Source organism: Methylophaga thalassica (genome assembly GCF_030159795.1).
In the GTDB taxonomy this organism is placed as follows: Bacteria; Pseudomonadota; Gammaproteobacteria; order Nitrosococcales; family Methylophagaceae; genus Methylophaga; species Methylophaga thalassica.
This window is the reverse complement of sequence record NZ_BSND01000004.1, coordinates 43,620-66,690: the sequence shown is the minus strand read 5'-3', so window position 1 is coordinate 66,690 and position 23,071 is coordinate 43,620. Positions and strand designations below refer to the sequence as shown.

The 23,071-nt window shown below is 42.2% G+C and carries 24 protein-coding genes; 5 read left to right on the top strand and 19 right to left on the bottom strand.

Features of this window, described 5'->3' with window-relative positions; translation table 11 throughout:
* Positions 1-62: 62 nt before the first annotated feature.
* The 4 genes from QQL60_RS05215 to QQL60_RS05200 all read right to left on the bottom strand — a co-directional run bounded on the left by QQL60_RS05215 (position 63) and on the right by QQL60_RS05200 (position 3,938).
* Complete coding sequence (locus QQL60_RS05215) at positions 63-1,496, bottom strand: HDOD domain-containing protein (protein ID WP_284722652.1); 1,434 nt, start codon at positions 1,494-1,496, stop codon at positions 63-65.
* A gap of 6 nt (positions 1,497-1,502) precedes the next feature.
* A complete protein-coding gene (locus tag QQL60_RS05210; RefSeq protein ID WP_007145155.1) occupies positions 1,503-2,411 on the bottom strand; it encodes a 5'-nucleotidase in 909 nt (302 codons plus the stop codon).
* The gene (locus QQL60_RS05205) at positions 2,411-2,935 is read right to left on the bottom strand and encodes a nuclease-related domain-containing protein (protein WP_273182924.1); all 525 of its coding nucleotides are present in this window, start codon (positions 2,933-2,935) and stop codon (positions 2,411-2,413) included. Before QQL60_RS05205 ends, QQL60_RS05210 begins: the two co-directional genes overlap by 1 nt.
* Before the next feature lie 139 nt (positions 2,936-3,074).
* Positions 3,075-3,938, bottom strand: coding sequence for a cation diffusion facilitator family transporter (locus QQL60_RS05200; protein ID WP_284450793.1), 864 nt, complete (start codon positions 3,936-3,938; stop codon positions 3,075-3,077).
* A 117-nt stretch (positions 3,939-4,055) separates the two neighbouring features.
* Between QQL60_RS05200 and QQL60_RS05195 the strand changes: the two genes are divergently transcribed.
* A complete protein-coding gene (locus QQL60_RS05195; protein ID WP_284722651.1) occupies positions 4,056-5,690 on the top strand; it encodes an alpha-D-glucose phosphate-specific phosphoglucomutase in 1,635 nt (544 codons plus the stop codon).
* 23 nt (positions 5,691-5,713) lie between these two features.
* Positions 5,714-6,304 carry a Maf family protein gene (locus QQL60_RS05190; protein ID WP_284722650.1) on the top strand — a complete coding sequence of 197 codons (591 nt, stop codon included), beginning with the start codon at positions 5,714-5,716 and terminating at the stop codon, positions 6,302-6,304.
* 5 nt (positions 6,305-6,309) lie between these two features.
* On the opposite strand, the gene QQL60_RS05185 is transcribed toward QQL60_RS05190, so the two are convergent.
* The gene (locus QQL60_RS05185; RefSeq protein WP_007145160.1) at positions 6,310-6,720 is read right to left on the bottom strand and encodes a hypothetical protein; all 411 of its coding nucleotides are present in this window, start codon (positions 6,718-6,720) and stop codon (positions 6,310-6,312) included.
* Positions 6,721-6,909: 189 nt separating this feature from the next.
* On the opposite strand from QQL60_RS05185, the gene QQL60_RS05180 reads away from it, so the two are divergent.
* Positions 6,910-7,902, top strand: coding sequence for an aminoglycoside phosphotransferase family protein (locus QQL60_RS05180; protein ID WP_284722649.1), 993 nt, complete (start codon positions 6,910-6,912; stop codon positions 7,900-7,902).
* A complete protein-coding gene (gene murU / locus QQL60_RS05175) occupies positions 7,899-8,570 on the top strand; it encodes an N-acetylmuramate alpha-1-phosphate uridylyltransferase MurU (protein ID WP_284722648.1) in 672 nt (223 codons plus the stop codon). The genes QQL60_RS05180 and murU overlap by 4 nt, the downstream gene beginning before the upstream one ends.
* 21 nt (positions 8,571-8,591) lie before the next feature.
* On the opposite strand, the gene argF is transcribed toward murU, so the two are convergent.
* From argF to QQL60_RS05125, 10 genes are all read right to left on the bottom strand, one after another.
* Positions 8,592-9,488 carry an ornithine carbamoyltransferase gene (gene argF, locus QQL60_RS05170; RefSeq protein ID WP_284722647.1) on the bottom strand — a complete coding sequence of 299 codons (897 nt, stop codon included), beginning with the start codon at positions 9,486-9,488 and terminating at the stop codon, positions 8,592-8,594.
* Between the two features lie 2 nt (positions 9,489-9,490).
* Positions 9,491-10,690, bottom strand: coding sequence for an aspartate aminotransferase family protein (locus tag QQL60_RS05165; protein ID WP_007145164.1), 1,200 nt, complete (start codon positions 10,688-10,690; stop codon positions 9,491-9,493).
* 155 nt (positions 10,691-10,845) lie between these two features.
* Positions 10,846-11,427 carry a superoxide dismutase [Fe] gene (gene sodB, locus QQL60_RS05160; protein WP_007145165.1) on the bottom strand — a complete coding sequence of 194 codons (582 nt, stop codon included), beginning with the start codon at positions 11,425-11,427 and terminating at the stop codon, positions 10,846-10,848.
* A 99-nt stretch (positions 11,428-11,526) separates the two neighbouring features.
* Positions 11,527-11,997: a ribosomal protein S18-alanine N-acetyltransferase gene (rimI, locus tag QQL60_RS05155; protein WP_007145166.1), complete on the bottom strand. Its 471-nt coding sequence runs from the start codon at positions 11,995-11,997 to the stop codon at positions 11,527-11,529.
* 12 nt (positions 11,998-12,009) lie between these two features.
* A complete protein-coding gene (locus tag QQL60_RS05150) occupies positions 12,010-12,471 on the bottom strand; it encodes a DNA polymerase III subunit psi (RefSeq protein WP_284722646.1) in 462 nt (153 codons plus the stop codon).
* Positions 12,471-14,003: a 2-isopropylmalate synthase gene (locus QQL60_RS05145; protein ID WP_007145168.1), complete on the bottom strand. Its 1,533-nt coding sequence runs from the start codon at positions 14,001-14,003 to the stop codon at positions 12,471-12,473. The genes QQL60_RS05150 and QQL60_RS05145 overlap by 1 nt, the downstream gene beginning before the upstream one ends.
* 37 nt (positions 14,004-14,040) lie before the next feature.
* Complete coding sequence (gene pssA, locus QQL60_RS05140; RefSeq protein WP_007145169.1) at positions 14,041-14,790, bottom strand: CDP-diacylglycerol--serine O-phosphatidyltransferase; 750 nt, start codon at positions 14,788-14,790, stop codon at positions 14,041-14,043.
* A 112-nt stretch (positions 14,791-14,902) separates the two neighbouring features.
* The gene (ilvC, locus tag QQL60_RS05135; RefSeq protein WP_040576429.1) at positions 14,903-15,916 is read right to left on the bottom strand and encodes a ketol-acid reductoisomerase; all 1,014 of its coding nucleotides are present in this window, start codon (positions 15,914-15,916) and stop codon (positions 14,903-14,905) included.
* 48 nt (positions 15,917-15,964) lie between these two features.
* Complete coding sequence (gene ilvN, locus QQL60_RS05130; RefSeq protein ID WP_007145171.1) at positions 15,965-16,459, bottom strand: acetolactate synthase small subunit; 495 nt, start codon at positions 16,457-16,459, stop codon at positions 15,965-15,967.
* Between the two features lie 2 nt (positions 16,460-16,461).
* On the bottom strand, positions 16,462-18,204 hold the full coding sequence (locus tag QQL60_RS05125; RefSeq protein ID WP_284722645.1) for an acetolactate synthase 3 large subunit: 1,743 nt from the start codon (positions 18,202-18,204) through the stop codon (positions 16,462-16,464).
* Positions 18,205-18,368: 164 nt separating this feature from the next.
* Between QQL60_RS05125 and pyrC the strand changes: the two genes are divergently transcribed.
* Positions 18,369-19,418, top strand: coding sequence for a dihydroorotase (pyrC, locus tag QQL60_RS05120; RefSeq protein WP_284722644.1), 1,050 nt, complete (start codon positions 18,369-18,371; stop codon positions 19,416-19,418).
* A gap of 1 nt (position 19,419) precedes the next feature.
* On the opposite strand, the gene QQL60_RS05115 is transcribed toward pyrC, so the two are convergent.
* The 4 genes from QQL60_RS05115 to bamC all read right to left on the bottom strand — a co-directional run bounded on the left by QQL60_RS05115 (position 19,420) and on the right by bamC (position 23,048).
* Positions 19,420-20,376: a sensor domain-containing diguanylate cyclase gene (locus QQL60_RS05115; RefSeq protein WP_007145174.1), complete on the bottom strand. Its 957-nt coding sequence runs from the start codon at positions 20,374-20,376 to the stop codon at positions 19,420-19,422.
* A 152-nt stretch (positions 20,377-20,528) separates the two neighbouring features.
* On the bottom strand, positions 20,529-21,239 hold the full coding sequence (purC, locus tag QQL60_RS05110) for a phosphoribosylaminoimidazolesuccinocarboxamide synthase (protein ID WP_007145175.1): 711 nt from the start codon (positions 21,237-21,239) through the stop codon (positions 20,529-20,531).
* Positions 21,240-21,249: 10 nt separating this feature from the next.
* On the bottom strand, positions 21,250-22,017 hold the full coding sequence (locus QQL60_RS05105) for an MBL fold metallo-hydrolase (RefSeq protein WP_284722643.1): 768 nt from the start codon (positions 22,015-22,017) through the stop codon (positions 21,250-21,252).
* Positions 22,017-23,048 (bottom strand): NlpB/DapX family lipoprotein, encoded by a 1,032-nt coding sequence (gene bamC / locus QQL60_RS05100; RefSeq protein ID WP_007145177.1) that lies wholly within the window; start codon positions 23,046-23,048, stop codon positions 22,017-22,019. Before bamC ends, QQL60_RS05105 begins: the two co-directional genes overlap by 1 nt.
* Between the last annotated feature and the right edge of the window lie 23 nt (positions 23,049-23,071).

Sequence of the window (23,071 nt, the reverse complement as noted above, 5' to 3'; positions counted from 1 at the left end):
TTATCAGGCATGCCTGATGCCTGAAAGAAGTCGGCTATTATAGCGATAACATTTCGATAAAACTAGCCTTGAATCGCTAAAAAACTAATTCCCATGTTCGTTTGCTGGCAAAACTGCTGAAATGCAATGAATTCTTGCTGAGAAATATCTCGCTTGCTCGAACTTCGATCGGCCATAAACAAGCCAATAACTTTATTTTTTACCACCACAGGCATGAGCAAATACGCTGACCCTTCTAGCATGGCTCTGATTTGTTTGGAAATATTGTCTTCGTTACTTTTCTCTAGAAATAAAGACTGACGCTGCTCTACTACTCTTTTAAATACCTGATTGGAAGCCAGATCAATAATTAACTGCTGTTTAAGCTCATCGACCTGTTTTCCTAGCCCTGTTTTGCAGGTTAACTTTGTTCGTGTCTCATTCAGCAACATGAACACAGCCCGATCCATACCCAAACCGCGCGTGAGTCCTTCAAGCGTCATTTCCAGGACAATACTGATTGATGGTAGCGGCAGCTCTTGTAGTACCTGTGTCATCTCTTGTGACACTCTCATTAGATAGTCAAAATCGGGAGCAGAAAAATCATTCAGAACATCAGGAATATCAAGCTTTGGTAAGGCTTCAGCTTCATCGATATGGTCGGGTAACAGAATTGCCCTGCTGATTTGTTCGCTTCCATATAGCACTGTCAGCTCTTTCGATTTGTTCACATTAGATAGAACTAATTTTTTTGCTTTTTCAACTGACACATCACAAATTTGAGCCACACGCTTAGATACTGTTTCTAGCTCTACCTGCTTCCATCCCTGCTGTGCTGTTGTTGCAATATCAACAGCCAGAGAAATAACCTTGGTATTTTTTGCCGACAAGCGATTATTCAAATAGTCATTAAGTAACTCGCCTAATGACCAATCATGACAGAGGGTTTTTGTTAAGTCAGTCAGTCTGAAGCCCAACACTTTCAGCTCTGCCTTGGTTGACTCTATTCCTTCATGCATTTCATTCAACAGTGTCAGGCTTTCTTCACCAGCAAATGCCCAAAATGCCATATAGCCAAGACGTGAAAGTAAGGTCGCAACAAAAATATCTTCGGCGTCGTCTAACTTCAACTGTTTTGCAAACTCTTGTGCTTGAGTAGCTGCATGAAATGCAAAAGCCATTTCTTGAATCAACTGGGCGCGTTGTTCACCTACTCTCAGATTATCAATGAGCGCCATTGACAGTGTAATGACTTTTATTTGATCAAACCCCATGACCATTACTGCACGAGAAACAGTGCTGATGCTGTGTCTGGTTGGATTGAAATGAACGGTATTGGCTGCCTTCAAAACCCGACTGGTTAAAGAGGCATCCTGAAGAATAATATTAGCCACATCTGATGCTGAACTTTTACCACTATGTAATGCCTTGGTGACATTTGCCACAGTGCCAGCAAAGATTGGCATATCCTCTTCACTGAGTTGTTTTATCCAATCAGATATCGATGCATTGACCACTAGAGGTTAATCCTGCGCTTTTTTTTGATTTGCAACACCATGCGGAACATGTCCGGTAGCAACATGTTCCACAGCGGATTGACAATGCTTTTCCTGGTCATCAAAAAAGATATCCGCACCGAATGATTTCAAAAACGGGCCTTTATCCATTCCTCCCAGGAATATAGCTTCGTCAATTCGTATATCCCATGCTCTTAGAGTACGAATAACACGTTCATGTGCAGGCGCAGAACGCGCTGTGACTAATGCTGTTCTGATAGGTGATGCATTCTCACCGTATTCAGTCTGAATCTGATTCAGTGCCATCAAGAAATCTTTAAATGGTCCACCGGGTAAGGGTTCACGCGCGGTCTGCTGCTCATTTTCAGTGAAAGCTTTCAAGCCTTTTTCTTTGAAAATACGTTCCGAATCATCAGAAAAAAGAACAGCGTCACCATCAAATGCGATTCTAAGCTGATCACTGTCATTATTACTTCTGATATGTGATGGCAGAATAGTGGCGGCAGCAATACCGGCTTCCAACGCCATACCCACGTCTTCAGGACTGGTTGATAAAAATAGATGTGCGTTAAAAGGCGCTACATATCTGTACGGACTGCTACCTGATGTAAATACCGCACGAGTAATAGCTAATTTATGATGCTGTATGGAATTAAAAACGCGTAGTCCAGTATCGGCAGAATTACGTGATAACAGAATAATTTCAACTTTAGGCGTATTGGGATTGTTATCATTCAATGCCAATAATTTACGCACTAAACTAAAGGCACCGCCAGGTGACAGAGGCACATCTTCATTTTCGATTTGATAGTTACAATAAGCCTCTGTGCCTTGTTCTTCATAGATTCTATGACTTTCATCCAAATCGAATAAAGCCCGAGATGAAATAGCAAGAACAAGTGGTTTGGTTTCCATTATATTTTGACATCCCTCAACAATGATTGGCCGTCAGTACGAGCAATTCTGATGATTCGCTCCCATGCAATCTCTCCAAGTTGATTTACACTTGGTTCCTTAGCAAGCCCCTGCAAATCTTCATCTAAGGTTCTGATAACAGAGACTTCGCTGGGTTTCCCTTTAGGAAAGTTACTATTCTCAGAAAAGACTATACGGCAAAAGATTGGGACTTTCGGTGCTAATAACTGTAACGCGTGTTTAGTGTTGTAGATCCGATGTAGTGGATTGGTGAACTTGAAGCTTCTACCATCGATAATTTGTGTCCATTGATCTATGTGATCGGCACCAAATAAATGTCCTGACATCGGATATGTTTCAATAATCAATAACCCTTGCTCAATCAGCAGTAAACGTTCTATTTCTATCGCCCCACCTAAACCGTCAGGAATAATAATAGATTTTGCTTCTTGCTTTTTTATTGATTGTAATGAACGTTCCAGCTTTCTTGAATAACGTGAGCGTTTTCTTTTACGTTTAATCACAAACACTAAAGCTAGTAGAACACACACCGCGATAGCGATGGTTATTTGAGTGGATAAATCGAAGGTAATAATTGTACTGGCCTCAATATTGTTGTGTGCTAATTATACGAAATCATCACCGTATTGTATTCACTTTATGTTATGACTTTAGCGGTAAATGAGTAATCGGATCTTCATGGATAATCACTTCTGCATCATCGAATAAGTCAGCTATCTGATGCTCAAGTTTATCGGCAATCTCATGTGCTTCTCTTAAGGTCAGTCTTTCATCCAGCTCCAAATGAAGCTGTACAAAGACCGTTGTGCCTGAACGCCGGGTCCGTAAATCGTGTAATCCCCTTGCTTGAGGATGATTCAATATCAATGCACTAATTTTTTCCCGCTCTTCATCCGGCAATTCATGATCCATGAGTAAATCAATCGACTCTTTCACAATGCCCCAGGCACTGTGCAAAATAAACAATGCTATGGCGATAGCAATGATAGGGTCAGATAAGTACCAGCCATTCATGCTAAGCACTAATGCCAGGATGACACCGCCATTGACCAACAAATCTGTTTTGTAATGAAGGGCATCCGCTTTAATTGCTGTTGAGTCCGTCTTTCTGATGACATAATTCTGGAATGTCATTAATGCTAATGTAGCTACAATAGAAAACAGCATAACAGCGAGGCTCACCGTCATCCCCTGCTCCATTGCTTCGGGTTTGAACAGACGATTTATAGCCTGAAGTAGCAGGATACCAGCAGACCCTGCGATAAACATTGATTGCCCCAGACCAGCGAGTGATTCTGCCTTGCCGTGACCAAAACGATGTTCTCTATCTGCTGGTTGTAATGCGTGATGTACGGCAATCATATTTAAAATAGATGCCAAAACATCCAAACTAGAATCGACTAATGTAGCTAATACACTGACCGAATCAGTCAGGAACCAGGCAAATAACTTGGCTATTATCAAAGTGATGGCTGTCGCCACAGAAGCGTATGTTGCCATCCGCATCAAATGCGCTTTATCAATGTGTTGAGGCTTGTTCATGGACTTAGTATAGTGGATTACATTCAAATAGCGTGAGTCTAGCAATAATGCTGCTCAATTGTTTCATTCAGGAAAGTTTTTATGCCAATTTCGACGATAAATACCACACCTTTTGAAGGCCAAAAACCAGGCACTTCTGGTTTACGCAAGAAAGTAAGTGTATTTAAACAACCCCACTATCTGGAAAACTTTATTCAATCGACTTTTAACGCGCTGGGTGATTGTGAAGGTAAAACCCTCGTTGTCGGTGGCGATGGCCGTTATTATAACCAAACAGCCATACAGATAATTCTGAAAATGGCAGCAGCCAATGGTTTTGCTCATGTCTGGGTTGGTCAAAATGGTATTCTGTCGACACCTGCTGCATCATGCGTTATCAGAAAATATCAGGCTTTTGGTGGCTTGATTTTATCTGCCAGTCATAACCCCGCGGGTATTGATGGTGATTTCGGCATAAAATTTAACACGAGTAATGGCGGTCCAGCGCCAGAATCAATTACCAATCAAATCTATCAACAAACAGCTGAAATCAGCCAATACAAAATATCCAATGCAGCAGATATCGCTCTTCATAAATTAGGCACGCAGAGTTTAGGAGAGATGAGTGTTGAAGTGATTGATTCAGTAGTCGATTACACAGAATTGATGGCAACTATTTTTGATTTCCGTGCCATACAAGCACTACTAACTTCCAGCAACTTTTCTATGCGCTTCGATGCCATGCATGCGGTCACCGGTCCTTATGCAATTGAGATTTTAGAAAAACGTCTAGGCGCCCCTGCCGGCACAGTGATAAATGGTATTCCATTACCTGACTTTGGTGGTGGTCACCCTGATCCGAATCTGACTTATGCCGAACAACTCGTTACAGAATTATTTTCTGATGATGCGCCTGATTTTGGCGCCGCTTCGGATGGCGATGGTGATCGTAATATGATCCTGGGTAAACAGTTTTTTGTCACCCCGTCTGATAGCTTGGCGATTCTCGCTGCGAATGCACAGTACATCCCTGCTTATAAATCTGGTATTGCGGGTATAGCTCGCTCAATGCCAACCAGCCAGGCCGCCGATCGCGTTGCTGAAAAACTGGGTATCGAATCACATGAAACGCCGACCGGCTGGAAGTTCTTTGGTAACTTATTAGACGCAAATCGCGTCACTCTCTGCGGCGAGGAAAGCTTTGGCACAGGCTCGAATCATATTCGTGAAAAAGATGGCTTGTGGGCAGTCCTTTTCTGGCTAAATATTTTAGCGGTTAAACATCAGTCCGTCGCTGAGCTGGTTAATCAACATTGGCAACAATTTGGGCGGAATTATTACACTCGACATGATTACGAAGGTGTTCCTACTGAACAAGCAGAAGCGTTAATTCAACATCTGCAAACTCAGCTCCCAAGCTTGCCAAAGAAACAGTTCGGAGATCGAGTTGTCAGCTATGCGGATAACTTTAGTTATCATGACCCTATCGACAACAGTATCGCTGAAAAACAAGGCATTCGTATTGGCTTTGAAGGTGGTGACAGAATTATTTACAGATTGTCAGGTACCGGAACAGAAGGCGCCACATTACGCGTATATATCGAATCTTATGAAGACAGGCCTGATAGACTAAATCAAGATACACAGACAGCCTTATCTGAGCTTATCGAGCTGGCAAACCAGTTAGCCAATATAGCTGAGCTAACAGGTAGAACAGTGCCCACAGTTATTACCTAAACTTAATAACATTGAAAAATATCATGCAGACATTAATACTGGGCTCCAGCTCACCGTTCAGAGCTGAAGTTTTAAAAAAGCTGGGGATAGACTTTATACAGCACTCACCCGATATAGATGAATCTGCACTTGAAGGGGAAACTGCCCCATCACTGGTTGAACGCTTAGCGAAGGAAAAAGCCTTAGCCATTGCTAAAGACTACCCTGAAGCACTCATTATTGGTTCTGACCAGGTTGCAGTGATAGATGGAAAAATCTTGGGTAAACCCGGCAATCATGAAACGGCTGTAAAACAACTTTTATCTGCTTCGGGTAAAGCTGCCACATTCTATACAGGCTTAGCCTTGTATAACGCTCAAAGCCAAACGATGCATCACTTAGTAGAACCTTTTACTGTTCATTTCAGATCATTGTCTGAAAAGCAGATTCACTTTTATCTGAAACAAGAAAAGCCCTATCAGTGTGCTGGCAGTTTTAAATCCGAAGGCTTAGGCATTGCTTTATTTACTAAATTAGAGGGTGATGACCCAAATAGTCTGATTGGTTTGCCTCTGATAAAACTCATTGAGTTGTTGAACAAGGAAGGCGTTGATGTTCTTCAACTCAATGAGTAAAACATTTATTCGTTTGCTGATTGCTCTTTCAGTTTTTCGGCATTAGCCATAGCAGCAGCTTGTGCTGCGTAATTGTTCATTGTTTTTGTCATAAGCTGACGAGCGGCTTTTGAACGCATTGACTTAGCCATACCTTCAACTAAACTGCTTTCAACGCCGTTGGACGTTAAATGCGTTTTCAGTTCATCAAGGTGGTTTTCACAACTTTGCATAACTGCTTCAGCTGCTTTTTGTGGGTTTTCAGCTGTATGATTCGAATGCAAGTGTCCTTGCATCATGCATTTATTGTAGTCTGTGAGGATAGAATACATTTTCGTTTGTGCTGCTTCTGGCATATCAGCAGGTGTGACATACTCTTGAGCGATAACAGCTGAAGATGCACTTAATAAAAGTGCCGATATTAAAAATTTTTTCATTGCGACTCCATTGTAGCTAAAGCATTATTTAACACCCATCAGATTGACTGATGAGTTAGGAAATAATTCCCGATAATACGCCAGATATAAATAATATTCACACCACTCTTTTCATAGAGTCACAATGATTTCATCACAAACTAAATTTATAAATAAAGAACAAAGACTTAGATTTTGAGTAAAAATTACATGAAAAACGCGATCAACGATGCCAGACTCAATCAACTGACTACCTGGGTAGAAAAACTATTTCCTGATGATCATTTAAATATTACGGTAGCATCCAGTGATGCCAGTTTCAGAAGATATTTCCGCTTGAAACAAAATGAGAGCTCCTACATCGTGATGGATGCACCACCTGAGCATGAAGATATAAGCAGCTTTATCAAAATTGATGAGTTTCTTGCACAATATGATGTCGCAGTGCCACATATCTATGCCAAAGATGAAGATAATGGCTATTTACTGCTCAGTGATTTTGGCGATACTTCCTTTTTAAAGTCATTAACATCTGCCAATGCCGATAATCTCTATCGGAAAGCCATGGATGAGTTAGTTGCTATGCAAAAAACTCATCCGGCAAACACATCATTGCCTGATTATGATGAGACAAAACTACGGGATGAAATGTCACTATTCCCTGCTTGGTTTCTGAGTCGACATTTAGACTTAAAAGTCCCGAAAATACTCACCGCTGTCTATGATTTTCTTATTGATGAAATACAACAGCAACCTAGCTGCTTTGTTCATCGTGATTACCACAGCCGAAACCTAATGGTCTGTGCCGACAATACCCTCGGTATTATCGATTTTCAGGATGCGGTGGTCGGCCCAATTACCTATGATTTAGTGTCATTATTAAAAGATTGTTACATTCAGTGGCCAGCTGAACAGCAGCAGAACTGGCTAAACTACTACAAAGAACAAGCAATAAATAACAAACTGATTACACAATCCCAAGCTAACGATCTACAGCGTTGGTTTGATTTGACCGGATTGCAGCGACACCTTAAAGTGCTTGGCATCTTTTGCCGCCTCAACTATCGTGATGGTAAAGCTAATTACCTTAATGACTTACCTCTTACGCTTCACTATGTACTGGAAGTCTGCGAGCGATACAAAGAACTTGAGGCTTTATATGAGTTTCTTACCTTTACCCCCAAAATTATGGCAATAAAATGAAAGCGATGATTTTAGCTGCAGGCCGAGGTGAACGCTTGCGACCATTAACAGATCACACCCCCAAACCGCTTGTATATGCAGGAAATAAGCGGCTGATTGAATACCTCATTGATAATTTAGTATCTGCAGGTATTCAGGAAATCGTGATTAATTATGCTCACCTGGGCGAACAGTTTCCTGCTGTTCTTGGCAATGGTGAGAATTACGGTTGTCGCATCGTTTATTCACCCGAAACCGCTGGCAGCTTGGAGACAGCGGGCGGTATAACTCAAGCACTAAGTCTGCTGGGTGACGAACCATTCATTGTGGTCAATGGCGATATCTGGACGGACTTTGACTTTTCTGTGCTAAAAAAACGTGCGCTAGGAGCTGATACTGACTGTCATCTAATTATGGTAAACAATCCTGCTCATAATCCTGATGGCGACTTTGCAATCCAAGCAGATAATGTAGTCAGCCTTGATGGCAAGAGTAAATTTACTTTTAGTGGCATTGGCCTCTACCACCCTCGACTTTTCCAACACCTGAAAGTCGAACGCAAAGCGCTTAGGCCATTGTTTGAACAAGCGATAAAAAATAAGCGGATGACTGCAGAGTTATATGATGGCCGCTGGTCTGATATAGGTACGCTAGAGCGTCTGGAAGCATTAGAGCAAGAGCTAAATTAACTAAGCTCTTGCTCTAATTGCTTATGCACATAAAAACTCTAATAAAGCCTTTTGTGCATGTAATCGATTTTCAGCTTCATCCCATACAACACTTTGTTCACCATCAATCACATCGGCGGTGACTTCTTCGCCACGATGTGCAGGTAAGCAGTGCATAAACAAAGCGTCTTTTGCTGCCAGTTTCATGATGTCATTATTGACCTGAAACTCAGCAAAAGCTTCTTCACGTTTACGTTGTTCTTCTTCCTGTCCCATGCTGGCCCAAACATCAGTTACAACAAGATCCGCATCTTTTGCCGCCTCTGCTGGATTATTGAATAACGCAATTGTGGCATCTACCGACGACACAATATCCGCTTTCGGTTCATAACCTAGCGGCGTGGCTATATGCAGCTCAAAGCCAAATTGTTGCGCAGCATTGATATATGAATGGCACATATTATTGCCATCCCCAATCCAGACCACTTTCTTACCTTTAATTGAACCACGATGCTCTTGATAAGTCTGCATATCGGCTAATAACTGACATGGATGAAAATCATCGGTCAGAGCATTAATCACCGGCACTGAAGAGTATTTTGCAAATGTTTCAATCTTGGCATGTTCAAAGGTACGGATCATTACCGCATCCACCATAGATGAAATTACACGTGCAGAATCCTCTACAGGTTCACCACGACCAAGTTGAGTATCATCAGGTGATAAAAATATTGAGCCACCACCAAACTGTATCATGGCTGATTCAAAGGAAACCCGGGTACGTGTAGATGACTTTTCAAAAATCATCGCCAGGACTTTATTCTTCAAAGGCTGGTAAATTTCACCTTTATGCTGCATTTTTTTGAGCTCAGATGCACGATTAATTAATGCTTCTAACTCATCAGCACTCAAGTCTTTTAAAGTTAAAAAATGTCTCATGTTTAGGCTACACTCTCAACCTGTTGCGAAGACAAAAACTCGAGTACGAGTTTACTCACCTTATCTACGATCATTTGGGACTCCTCAACATTGAGGATTAACGGTGGTAATAAGCGAATAACAGATTCTGCTGTGACATTAATCAACAGACCTTCTGCTAGTGCTTTTTTAACCAACTCAGCACAAGGCATTGATAACTCGATACCAAACATCATCCCATGTGCACGCACATCTTTCACGCCAGCTTTGCCAAGCAGTCTTTGCTGAAAACCTTCCAGCATTTGTTTTCCAAGCACGTTGACGTGTCCCAATATGCCATCTTCTTCGATCGTGTTTAATACGCTTAATGCTGCACTACAGGCTAACGGGTTGCCACCAAATGTCGAACCATGATTACCTGCTTGTAAAATACCAACAGCATTACCAGCAACAAGACAAGCGCCAATTGGCATACCATTACCCAGCCCTTTCGCCAAGGTCATCACATCAGGTACGAGCTCTGCATTATGTTGATAAGCAAACCATTTACCCGTTCTGGCAATACCTGTCTGCACTTCATCCAGCATCATCAGTAATTTGCGTTGTGTACAGATGGCACGAACACCCGCTAAATATTCACTGTCAGGTATTTTAATTCCGCCTTCACCTTGTACAGGTTCAAGTAACACTGCCACGGCTTCAGGCCAGTGACCAATCGCCATGCGTAAAGCATCAAGATCATTGTATGGAACACGGACAAAGCCAGGCACTAAAGGATCAAATCCTACCTGCACCTTAGCATTACCTGTGGCAGTCAACGTCGCCATTGTACGACCATGGAAACTGCCATCCATTACAATCACTACAGGCTTATCTATGCCTTTACTGTGGCCATATTTGCGAGCAATCTTAATTGCAGCTTCATTGGCTTCTGCACCTGAATTACAAAAAAACACCTGATCCATTCCAGACAAGGCCGTTAGCTTATCAGCCAGTTTTTCTTGCAAAGCAATATGGTACATATTGGAAGTATGTACTAATGTTTCCGCCTGGTGCTGAATAGCTCGCGTCACGGCAGGATGGCAATGCCCCAAATTACATACAGCAATACCGCTTAACGCATCAAGATAGCGTTTTCCATCTGTATCAGTTAACCAAGCGCCTTTACCTTCACTAAAAGTGACGTCTAGACGTCCGTATGTGGGCATGACCGATTCTGTCATGGCTTGTACTCCTTGCCCTGACGGCATTAAAAAAACGGCTTTTTAAAGCCAATAAACGAAAAATGGCAGTTTCAAATGAAACTGCCATTTATCAAAAATCGTGTATTTTATAATGTTATAAAGTAATAAACAAATTTACTCTACAACACGATTAACTAGCCAGCAAAGTTTGCTGATACGAAGTCCCAGTTAACCAAGCCCCAGAAAGCTTCCAGATATTTAGGGCGTGCATTACGGAAGTCAATGTAATAAGCATGTTCCCAAACGTCAACAGTCAATAAAGGTTTTTGACCATCTGTCAGCGGGCAGCCAGCATTACTTGTGTTAACGATAGCAATACTGCCATCAGCATTTTTGACTAACCAAGTCCAGCCTGAACCAAAGTTTGTCGCCGCTGATTTGCTGAATGCTTCTTTAAATTCATCAAAAGAACCAAATGTGCTGTCGATAGCAGCAGCTAAATCGCCTTCTGGAGCACCTTTTGCATTTGGTGTCATGCAGTTCCAGTAGAAAGTATGGTTCCAAACTTGCGCGGCATTATTAAAGATACCACCAGAAGCTTTAGTGATGATTTCTTCTAATGACTTACCTTCAAATTCAGTACCCGGTACCAAGTTATTCAAGTTAGTCACATAAGTTTGGTGATGTTTACCATAATGATATTCAAGCGTTTCTGCTGAAATTGTTGGTTCTAATGCATCCTTAGCATAGGGAAGTGGTGGCAATTCATAAGCCATGTTTTTATCTCCTAAATATGTGAAAAATAACCGAGTAATTGAGTCAATTATTCTAAAAGAGCACTCAGATGATATCAAGTGCCGTGGTATTGAGTTTACTTATATATCACCGAAAATCGATAACATAGATAAATCCAAACCCATCAATATTGCATTCTCTCTACCATTTTCTGCCGGGTAATAAGCTCTGCGGACTGACATTTCATTAAAACCTAGCTGTTCGTAGAGATTTTGTGCTTTCTTGTTTGACTCTCTAACTTCTAAAACCACAATCGAAGCGGATCGGGCTTTGGAAAAATCAATGATATGCTCAAGTATAAATCGACCATATCCTTGTCGTTGCATATCTGGTCTGACACAAAGGTTAAGCAGATGAGCTTCGTCCAGGACTAACTGCACAATGGCATAACCCAAAATCACATCATAAGCATCAGAATAGACCCATGCATAATGTCCGGCATCAAGACTATCGGAAAAGTTCTTGAGCGTCCACGGAAACTGATTTGCTGAGCATTCGATATTATGAACAACCTGCAAGTCCTGATCCGTCATTACTCTTGGGGAGACCATATTTTTTATCCGTTAATTAAAAGCGGTGCGATAATGTTTTAATCGTTGCCAGGCAACGGCTTTTAAAGAGGGTTGACTTTGCATGGCTGCTAAAGATGGTAACTGAACGCATTCAATATCATCAGATAAGCTGTGTTCAGTCTGAGTCATAGTAATAATTGTTTTACTATGAAAATTATCTTGGTGCATGAGTCCCAAGTCTGACGACTCAATCATTAGTTGTTGCCTAGTATCTAAGCTGACGGCTTTAAGAATACTGGATAATAATCGCCGTTCAACTGCGTCTAATTGTGTAGTTTCAACAACAATAAGCAGTTTGACATCATCAGGAATTTGCAGAGACTGACTCTGCAAATTATCTGATGATAGTGACTCATTAGCCTTTATTATTTCAGTATTATTGCTCTGACGTGGTGTCCAGACAGGTATGCCCATTTCAGACAATACTGAGTATTGATATTGCGTTAATGCCATTAGACTTGAGGATGAGCTCGGTCAACAGGGCTTAATATTTTATTTAATGCATTGAGATAAGCTTTTGCTGAAGCAATCACAATATCGGTATCTGCACCCTGACCACTTACAATTCGTCCGCCTTTCTCAAGACGAACACTGACCTCACCTTGTGCATCGGTTCCCGTTGTAATGCTATTAACCGAATACAGTTGAAGCTCTGTTTGACTCTGTACAATAGACTCTATGGCTTTATATGCCGCATCAACAGGTCCCCCGCCACTCATTTGAGTCTGTACTTCTCTACCATCCACTGACAATGTCACTGTAGCAAAAGGCGTTTCGCCAGTTTCACTACACACCTTCATTGAGATTAAACTCACACGTTCATCCGCAGTGGCCACTGTGTCACTCACTAAGGCTTGGATATCTTCATCAAAAACTTCATGTTTTTTATCTGCCAGCTCTTTAAAGCGTGTAAATGCGGCATTCAAGTCAGTTTCAGATGATAATTCAATGCCTAACTCCTGAAGGCGACTTCGGAAGGCATTTCGGCCTGAATGTTTACCAAGCACCATTCTGTTAGTATTCCAGCCAACATCTTCAGCACGCATAATTTCGTAGGTTTCACGGTTTTTCAGTACACCGTCCTGATGTATACCAGACTCATGAGCAAAGGCATTGGCACCCACAATCGCTTTATTTGGCTGAACAACAAAACCGGTAATACCAGACACTAACCGTGAGGCAGACAAGATATGTTGGGTATCAATATCGGTATCGCACGGGAACATATCTTGACGTGTTCTTACCGCCATCACAATTTCTTCTAAAGCGGCATTACCAGCGCGTTCACCTAAACCATTGATAGTACATTCAACCTGTCTTGCTCCATTCATGACCGCCGATAGGGAGTTGGCAACAGCCAGACCCAGATCATTATGGCAATGAACAGAAAATATGGCTTTATCCGCGTTGGGAATACGTTCACGTAAGGTTGAAATTAATGAACCAAACTGGTGGGGCAAGTTATAACCGACCGTGTCAGGAATGTTCAAAGTCGATGCACCCGCATCGATGACTGCCTCAAGAATTCGACACAGAAAATCAGTTTCACTACGACCAGCATCTTCTGGAGAAAACTCGACATCGTCTGTATATTGTCTGGCACGTTTTACTGCACGAACTGCGTTTTCAATTACCTGATCAGGCTCCATCCGCAGTTTCATTTTCATATGGATGGGTGATGTTGCAATGAAGGTATGGATGCGCGACGCATTAGCTAGTTTAAGTGCTTCACCTGCTCTGTCGATATCGGCATCTAATGCTCTGGATAGTCCACAAATACGACTATCCTTAACGGCCTTGGCAACGGCTTGAACCGCTTCAAAGTCACCGGTGCTGGCAATGGGAAATCCAGCCTCGATAACATCAACCCGCATGCGCTCAAGCGCTTTAGCAATACGGACTTTTTCATCCTTTGTCATCGATGCGCCCGGGCTCTGCTCACCGTCGCGTAAAGTTGTATCAAAAATTATTAGCTTATCAGTCATAAATGTGTGAACCAGATTATCAATAGTATTGTTTATTTTATTCTTCTTTTGCTTGAGCGCGTTCTGAACGATGCTGGCGCAGCTTCAACAAAGTAAAAACAGGGCCAGATAAGCCATAAATTAAGAATACGCTAAATAAGATTGTCGGTGGGTCTATAGCAACCAGTGCAAAAATTAGTACGAGTACCAGCATCACTACAAAAGGTACCCTATTTCTTAAATCAAGCTCTTTGAAGCTATGGTAACGCATCGAACTGACCATCAGAATAGCTGCACCAAAGGTGATAGGAATGGTGAAAATAGCAATCATATTCTCACTGAAGTCATTACTTGTACCGGCCCATACCCAACCTGCGATAATTGCCGCAGCTGCGGGGCTTGGCAGGCCCTGAAAATAACGTTTATCTTGTGTTCCTATCTGAGTATTAAATCTGGCCAGTCTTAATGCACCACAGGCAGCATAGATAAACGCTACCATCCAGCCAAACTTGCCCATCCCATTCAACGACCATTGAAAGATGACTAATGCCGGTGCCATACCGAAAGACACCATATCCGCTAAACTATCGTACTCCGCGCCAAAAGCACTTTGGGTATTGGTCATACGTGCAATACGACCATCCAGCCCATCCATGATCATCGCGATAAATATGGCGATAGCCGCTGTTTCAAAGTCACCACGAATGCCTGCGACAATGGCGTAAAACCCTGCAAACAGCCCAGCTGTTGTAAATAAATTCGGTAGTAAATAGATACCGCGATTTTGAGGCTTTTCGCTATTAATCATAAATACAGGCTCCTGTTGATTAGTCGTTACATTATGACAGTTCAGACGCACAAACAAAACGGGGGCGATTGTTTTCACAACCGCCCCCGTCGATTTTCAAACTATTAATTGATTAGTTTTTAGACTTATCAACAATTTTTTGAATCCAAGGCATCATAGAACGCAATTTTGCACCAGTTTGTTCAATTGGATGCTCAGCATTGATACGACGCATTGCTGTCATTTCAGGATAACCCGTCTGGCCTTCCTGAATGAATTGTTTAGCGTATTTGCCTTCCTGAATATTCTTCAGTGCTTCACGCATTGCCCAACGACTTTCTTCGTTGATAACACGAGGACCGGTTACGTATTCACCATATTCGGCATTATTCGAGATTGAATAATTCATATTGGCGATACCACCTTCATACATCAGATCGACAATCAGTTTTAACTCATGCAGACATTCGAAGTAGGCCATTTCAGGTGCATAACCTGCTTCGGTTAATGTTTCGAAACCGGCTTTAACTAATTCAACGGCACCACCGCATAAAACAGCTTGTTCACCAAATAAATCGGTTTCTGTTTCATCACGGAAAGTGGTTTCGATAATACCTGTGCGGCCACCACCAACACCAGATGCATATGACAGTGCGATATCTTTTGCACGGCCTGAAGCATCTTGTTCGATAGCGATTAAGTCAGGAATACCACCGCCTTTCACAAATTCACTACGCACTGTATGACCAGGTGCTTTTGGTGCAATCATGATAACGTCAAGATCTTCACGCGGTAGAATTTGGTTATATAAAATCGCAAAACCATGAGCAAAGGCTAAAACAGCACCTTTTTTCAGGTTAGGTTCGATTTCTTGTTTGTATAGCTGAGATTGGAACTCATCAGGTGTCAGAATCATCACCAGATCAGCACCTTTCACTGCTTCACCGACGTTATCAGAAACTGTCAGACCAGCAGCTTGTGCTTTAGCAATAGATGAAGAACCGGCACGTAAAGCAACTGTGACATCAACACCTGAATCTTTCAGGTTACATGCGTGGGCATGGCCTTGTGAACCATAACCAACGATGGTGACTTTCATCCCCTGGATGATTGATAAGTCACAATCTTTATCGTAATAAATGTTCAAACTCATGATTGAATTCCTTAGATTTTCTTGAACGAATATAAATTCAGTTTACAGGTGCAAGCTTTTCTCGCCGCGAGCAATACCTGTGACACCAGAACGGACAGTTTCAATAATTTTATGTTCAGCAAGTGCTTCGATAAATGAATCCAGCTTGCTGACAGCCCCTGTCAATTCAATGGTATACGTTGATGAGGTCACATCAATAATATGTCCCCGAAAAATATCACAAAGACGTTTAACGTCTTCTCTTTGAGCCATGGTTGCTGCTTTGACTTTAATCAGCATCATTTCACGCTCAATGTGAGGCCCTTCAGTTAAGTCCATTAGTTTTACAACATCAATCAGTTTGTTTAGTTGTTTCACAATCTGCTCGATGATACGGTCTGTGCCGTTAGTCACAATCGTCATACGTGACAAAGATGGATCTTCTGTTGGTGCAACAGTGAGTGACTCAATATTGTATGCCCGTGCAGAAAAAAGACCCGCCACACGCGACAAAGCCCCTGCTTCGTTTTCGATCAGGATAGAAATAATATGGCGCATGGTTATGACAGCTCCCTTTCAGACTCTTGAGCAGGCGCACTGTATGGTGACATATGCATGTCATTGTGTGCCTTACCTTGAGCAATCATCGGATATACGTTTTCTGTTTGATCGGTAACGATATCAAAGAAAACCAAACGATCTTTCATAGCAAAACCGCGTTCGAGTTCTGCCCTGAGATCTTCGGGTTTTTCAATGCGAATACCGACATGGCCATAACTTTCCGTTAACTTCACAAAGTCTGGTAATGATTCCATATAAGAGTGCGAATAACGATTTTCATAGAAAAATTCCTGCCACTGACGAACCATACCTAAGTAACGATTATTCAGAGCAACAATTTTGATTGGCAGCCCATACTGCAGACAGGTCGATAATTCCTGAATACACATTTGGATACTGCCTTCACCGGTAACACAAACAACCGTGTCTTCAGGATAAGCTAACTGAACTCCCATGGCAGCAGGTAAACCAAACCCCATGGTGCCCAGACCACCGGAATTAATCCAGCGATTGGGTTTATCAAAACCATAGTATTGCGCCGCCCACATCTGATGCTGACCAACATCTGAAGTTACATAAGCATCACCACTGGTAATGTCATGAACCATCTCTATTACCGATTGCGGCTTGATTTTATCGCTATTACGGTCATAGCTCATACATTGTTTAGCACGCCAGCCATTAATGATTTTCCACCACTCTTCAATGGCTTTTTTCTGCGGCTTTTTACTGCTATTTGTCAACAAGTGGTTCATTTCCTGAAGCACGTCAGGAACACTACCCACAATAGGAATATCTACCGTGATCGTCTTAGAAATAGACGAAGGGTCGATATCAATATGCACGATCTGCGCGTGGGGGCAAAACTCTGCAATTTTTCCGGTTACCCTGTCATCAAAGCGAGCACCAATAGCAATTAGCACATCACAATCATGCATCGCCATATTCGCTTCATAAGTGCCATGCATCCCAAGCATACCAAGGAACTGCTTATCCGTTGAAGGATAAGCACCTAGCCCCATTAAGGTACTGGTAATAGGGAATCCAAGATGACGAACGAATTTTCGCAACTCCTCTGAGCCGTTACCTAATACAACACCACCCCCCGTGTAAATCATGGGTTTTTTGGCAGATAACATCAGATCAACAGCGCGTTTGATTTGACCGGTATGGCCTTTCACTGTTGGCTGATAAGAACGCATCACTACTTTTTCTGGGTAGTGATAAGGCACTTTTATAGACGGATCAGTAATGTCTTTAGGAACATCGACAACAACAGGACCTGGCCGACCAGTCGAAGCAACATAAAATGCTTTTTTAACTGTCTCAGCGAGATCATTGATATCTTTAACTAAAAAGTTGTGCTTAACGCACGGGCGTGTAATCCCAACTGCATCAACTTCCTGAAAAGCATCACTACCAATAACAGCAGTGCTAACTTGACCGGTGATGACCACCATTGGAATGGAATCCATATATGCCGTTGCAATACCAGTGACAGCATTTGTAGCACCAGGACCAGATGTGACTAAGACCACACCAGGTTTACCTGTAGCCCGAGCGTAGCCATCTGCAGCATGTGTTGCAGCTTGCTCATGTCGAACCAGAATGTGTTTGACATCTTCCTGATTATATAGCGCGTCATAGATATGCAGCACTGCACCACCAGGATACCCGAAAAGGTATTCAACACCTTCGTCTTTGAGACATTGAACTAATATCTCGGCACCACTTAATTCCACGTGTTCCCCTTATATGTATGCCGTTCTTTTTAGTGAGCTAAAAAATTGTAAACGTGTAAAGTTACTTGTAATGCTTGATAAGGTCAAGAATAAGGTCTGTCGCCTCTCAGCGAAGAAAAGATCTATTTATCCTTAATGCATTTGCTGTGGCATAATTCGCCGCTATGACACAATTAAATCAAAACCAAATAACGTTAACCCGACCAGACGACTGGCACTTACACTTGCGCGACGATCTGGCTCTTCAGCGTACAGTTGTCGATACCGCCAGAATATTCGGACGAGCCATCGTCATGCCAAATCTGCGACCACCAGTCATCAGTACCGCCCTGGCACTCGACTATAAAAGCAGGATAGTTAAAAACATACCTGCTGATAGTCAGTTTCAACCGTTAATGACATTGTATCTCACCGATAACACCTCTGCCGATGAAATTTATCGCGCTAAAGAAAGTGGCTTTGTTCATGCCGTGAAACTCTATCCGGCTGGTGCAACAACCAATTCAGACGCTGGTGCCACCGATCTAAAACATTGCTACAACGCTTTAGATGCGATGCAGAAAATAGGCATGCCATTACTTGTTCATGGTGAAGTGACCTCAGCTGATATTGATGTATTTGACCGTGAAAAAGTATTTATCGATCAAGTATTAATTCCGCTGATTAATGACTTTCCTGAATTAAGAATTGTGTTTGAACACATCACAACATCAAATGCTGCGGAATTTGTAGCGACGGCTAGCGAGAATATAGCTGCCACCATAACGCCACATCATCTTTTGTTAAATAGAAATGACCTTTTAGTCGGCGGCATTCATCCTCATCATTATTGTTTACCGGTATTGAAGAGAAATACCCATCAACAGGCTTTGATACAAGCTGCCACCTGTGGCAGTAAAAAATTCTTTTTAGGCACTGATAGTGCACCGCATCCACGGTCAGGCAAAGAAACGAGCTGTGGCTGCGCAGGTATTTATAGCGCACATGCCGCTATCGAATTGTACGCAGAAGCGTTTGAAGCCGCACAGGCACTGGATAAATTAGAAGCTTTTGCCAGTTTTAATGGACCCGAATTTTATCGTCTGCCAAGAAACGAAGATAAGATAAGCTTAGTTAAAGAAAGTTGGGATGTACCAGAAACGTTAAGTTTTGCTGACAACTCATTGGTACCAATGCGAGCAGGCAAGCAAATACACTGGAAAGTCGTTAGTTAAACTAACGACTTTTCTTGCGCTTATACATCAGCGCATCGCCTTCAGAAAGTAGATCATTTATTGTCACGTGTTTTGCAGGGTCAAAGAGTACAATCCCGTATGAAAAAGTAATGTCATACCCCAACGCTTGCTGCTCATTACAGCGTTCAATTTGCTGAGAAAATCGTTTCATCACTTGATCGACAGCTTTTTTGTCGGCATCAACTAATAGAATGACAAACTCATCTCCACCCATTCTTGCCACTATGTCTGAATCTCTGCCGACGTCATCTAAAACGCTTGCGAACTGCTGAAGCGCTCTATCACCCTCGGCATGACCGAATTTATCATTGATGGGTTTAAATTCATTAAGGTCAAGAAAAACTAAAGCTACGGGCAGCGCACCCCGTTTGCAGATATTCAAGGATTTTTCTGCCGACATATTAAATCCTCGTCGGTTTAATATGCCTGTAAGTTCATCCATCGTAGCCAATTCAACCGCTTGAATTTCGTGCTCAACAATGGTGGCCAAGTCTCTCAATAACTGTCGGTCTTCCTCTGTGAAAGCTCTTGGCTTAACATCTTTGATACACAAGGTACCTAACTTACTGCCATCCAAGTAACGAATGGGGTAACCAGCATAAAAACGTATGTGCTTTTGACCTATCAATAAAGGGTTGTCGACAAAACGTTCATCTTGATGCGTATCTTCAACAACAAAGGCCCCCTCTCCTAAAATGGCATGACCGCAGAAAGACAGATCTCGGGGAGTTTCGGTTATATCCAAGCCCTGACAGGACTTAAACCATTGACGATTTTTATCAACAATGCTGACAAGTGCGACAGGAACATCAAACAATTTAACAGCGATTCTTGTTAGTCGATCAAAACGTTCATCTGGTGCAGAATCAAGAATCGTCAGCGAATTTAGTGTCGCTAATCTTTCCTGTTCGTTCTCAGGTAAATCTGGTGTTTTCATTTAAAACTCCAGTTTTAGAAATGCAAAAACATCATAAATCACAATACTTATTGTGTATATGAGCAATCTTTTATTCACCCGTTAGAGCAAGGTATGTATGTGAAAAAAATGCTCATTTCGCAATTAACGAAATGAGCCTTAATAACTTGAACCTATAATTTAACGCCTATACGCTGTGCTACTTCTTCATAGGCTTCGATTACACCACCCAAACCTTGTCTGAAACGATCTTTATCCAGTTTTTTACGTGTTTCTGCATCCCACAGACGGCAACCATCTGGACTAAACTCATCACCTAAATAAATCTCGCCTTTGAACAAACCGAACTCCAGCTTATAGTCGACCAAGATCATCCCAGCATCAGCAAATAATTTCTGCAAATGTTCATTAACTTTAAACGTTAACTCTTTCATTTTGCTTATATCTTCAGCTTTTGCCCATCCGAATGTTTCGATGTGATATTCATTAATCATCGGATCATGTAATGCATCATTTTTCAGGAAAAATTCAAATACGGGTGGATTGAGTTCAAGTCCATCTTCAACGCCAAGGCGACGAACCAGACTACCTGAAGCCACATTACGTACGACACATTCCACAGGCACCATTTTCATGTTTTTAACCAATGATTCGGTGTCGTTCAGCAACGCTTCAAAATGCGTCGGAATACCTTTATCTGCCAGATATTGCATGATGAAAGCATTAAATTTGTTATTAACCATGCCTTTGCGGTTTAACTGTTCAACTTTTTCACCATCAAATGCCGAGGTGTCATCACGAAAGCTCAGAACGACATAATCTTCATTATCCGTAGCAAAAACACTTTTGGCTTTACCAGAATACAATTCTTGTTTCTTTTGCATCAGCTATCTCTTAGCGGTTAGTTATTTCACGCCAGTCAAAACCGGCCTCTTGGTCTGCAATGCCAATCCAGTCATGTTCACATGCCAGTGCATCAGCGAGCAATGGCACAACAAGTGACGGACAATTATTTTTTTCAGAAATATGCATTGCCATAATATGCTGCAAGTTCGTGGTGTCAATTTTCTCAAGTAATGAGGCGGATTGCACGTTATTTAAATGACCCAGCCTGCCACCAACTCGACGTTTAAGATGTTCGGGGTATTCCCCCTGCTCGAGCATCATCATATCGTGATTAGCTTCTAACAATAATCCATGACAACCCGACAATATTTGCTCAATCAAAGGTGTAATTGAGCCCACATCTGTCAATAATCCTAAACGGTGTTGTCCATCACCAAATACAAACTGGCTGGGCTCTCTTGCATCATGCGGAACTGGGAAAGGTTCAACTTCCAAATCCTTGATGCTGAAGGTTTCGTGGCAATTAAATGTTTTAATGTGAGGTGCAACATCTTCAGGTAAACAGCCTGCAGTGCCAGGTGTTGTATAGACTGGTAGGCGATATTTACGTGCAATGACCCGGATGCCTGCCATATGATCCGCATGTTCATGCGTCACTAATAAAGCTGACAGTTGATGAGGATCGACGCCCAGCATTTGCAAACGTTTTTCAGCCTCACGAGCAGAAAAACCACAGTCAATCATGACTGTGGTTTCTCCCGATGTTACCAGCGTAGCGTTTCCTCGACTACCACTTCCAAGGGAAGCAAAACGCATTACGGTGCAAGTTGTTCCTGAATCAGATCTAACAAACGTTTAGCAGATTCATCAGAAGTTCGCACTTCATTTGAATCTAATACCATCACACGTGTTTGATCAGCATCAGACAGCAACTTAATGTAGTAGTATTCGTTTGGTTTTTTCTCAACATCATCACGCCAGAAAGCCAGCTTACTCAGCATGCCTTCATCATCTTCTTCGGCTTTCTTGAATGGATCAATATAACGAACAAAGTATTGCCCTTTAGTACGATCACGATCTTCTACAGAGAAACCTTTGCTATCAAGTACACGTCCGACTCGGCCCCAAACAGTTTGGAAATCCTGCTCAATCAGTAAGCTTTGCTGACCATTGCTATCATCCATCAGTAAGACACGCGCTGTTTCTTCAGGTGGTGGTGCTGGCGTAGCTAATTTAAACTGTTCCATATCCTGTTGATAAAGCGTACCTAAATAATCAGCCAGTTGACGAAGCATGGCTTCATCTTTCTGAGTATTCGCTTGCTCATCATCAGGGTTACCTAAATAGACTTTCGCCATCTTAGAGGTATCGCCTCGTTCCACTCGGATTCGATACACATAACCATCTGCATCAGGCGTTGTATCCATCAAACCAATGCGATCATCTGCGCGAGCAATGCCCAAGTTTTTGGTAGCCCAGAAATCAATGATGCGCTGCCAAGTCACTTCACGTTCACCTGGCACAACGAGATGTCGGTCTTTACCTTCACCTGACAGTGCGGGTTTTGTATCCGGTGTAATGTTGTATTTAGCTGCCAGCGGATTTGTCGCTGCTTCTTCAAATTCAGAGTAAGTTGCAGTATTAGTTTGATTACCGGAAATATCATCTTTAATACGGCTTGTGCTTAAATCCGGCGGCACATCAAGCGGTGGCATGGTTTCAGCTTTACGGTATTTCTGAGTATTGTCAGGAACCACCTCATCCAATGATGAAAAAGCGCCACAAGCAGTTAGAGCAGTCGTCATCATGACAACCAGCGATGTTTGTTTAAATAATTTTACGTTCATTTAATACAGTTCACTCACTTGAA